This window comes from Enterococcus sp. VV15 (genome assembly GCF_005236045.1).
GTDB lineage: Bacteria > Bacillota > Bacilli > Lactobacillales > Enterococcaceae > Enterococcus_B > Enterococcus_B durans.
The window spans coordinates 1-1,462 of the sequence record NZ_QPTY01000092.1; the positions used below are offsets into that span (position 1 = coordinate 1).

Below are 1,462 nucleotides of genomic sequence, written 5' to 3' on the forward strand. Positions count from 1 at the left end.
CGCCGACGGCGCGCTTCCGCCGTGCTTTCTGGTTCTGTCGGTCTTGGTTCTTCTTATGTGCTTGGTTCTGTTGTACTGCTTGTTGAATCTGATGTACTTGGTTCCGTTGTACTACTTGTTGAATCTGACGTACTTGGTTCTGTTGTACTTTACTTGTCGATTCTGATGTACTTGGTTCTGTTGTACTACTTGTTGAGTCTGACGTGCTTGGTTCTGTTGTACTACTTGTTGAATCTGATGTGCTTGGTTCTGTTGTACTACTTGTTGAATCTGATGTACTTGGTTCCGTTGTACTTGATGAATCTGAATGGTCAGGAATATCAACTGGGAAAATTTCATTTGGATCCCAACGATTCGTTGATGCATTTAAGACCACATTGTTACCGATGATTGTTCCATCCATATTTTGATTGACTGTGATATCTGTATTTGGTGCAATGATCGTTCCTTGGAATGGTGCAGCAATCGTCAAGTTAGGTAGTGCACTACCAAAGTTCCAAGAAAGATTGGCATCAGAGAAATCTTCTGTTTCTTGATTGTTACGTCCATTATAATGGATTTGTGATTGAACACTAAAATCTGCCGGAGCATTGATCACATTCAGTACAACCACTTTATTTTCCGGATTAGATATATTTAATGGTGTATTACCTTGCAACACTGAGGCATCAACGTTTGCCAAGATAAAATTAGAGTCATCGTTTCCCGTCAAAACTATCGTTCGATTGTTCATATCTGGAAAATCAGCAGATGTAAATGTTTGTGTCGGGGTCATTGACATCAGTAAATCTGAACTACTTACAAGTTGTGCGAATTCTGAAGCAAAATCGATGTATGTTTGTCCAGGACGATCTTGATAAAACTCTTCTAGAGTCAAATGATCGATTCTTGAACCATTAATTACTGCTTTATCATTTTCTGATCCTGTGGCTACCGTTTCTCCCACAACAAATTTATTCACACGATTATCATTTCCTGAAGTCAGTGAGGAACCAATCAATGAGTCAGTCACTTGAACATAATTGATTTCCAATTGCAAGTCTCCACTGATGATATCTGTACCAAAATTATTATTCGCATCTAATTCTTTCGTTGCTACATTTCCATTTGTGTGCGCGTTGATAGTAGTTTTTTCCTTTGAAAAAACATGGAATTGAGAAGCAATGCCTAATGCACCATAATTTCCTGTTAGATCCGCATGGATATTTCTAGGATTTTGTGGGAGATATGTTTCTGCAACAACCGGGATTGACACCAATAGATTAAGAAACAGCACCACAATAGCAATGATACTCCCACTTTTATTTTTTACCATTTATTCTCCTTCTTTCACTCAAGCATACCTTCAAACAATAATAAAAAAATACTTTGATATTGTAAAACATAGTCAAGTCCATAATCCTGTGTAAAATACTATACAATGTTTTACCGGTCTCTCATTGATCAAACTTAATATATTTTC

Annotated in this window: 1 protein-coding gene; it reads right to left on the reverse strand. The window is 37.3% G+C overall.

The genetic code is table 11. The features are described from left to right. Positions 1–1,315, reverse strand: a 1,315-nt coding sequence (locus DVW83_RS14620; RefSeq protein ID WP_153226971.1) for a hypothetical protein, incomplete at its 3' end; no start/stop codon positions are given. Positions 1,316–1,462 lie beyond the last annotated feature (147 nt).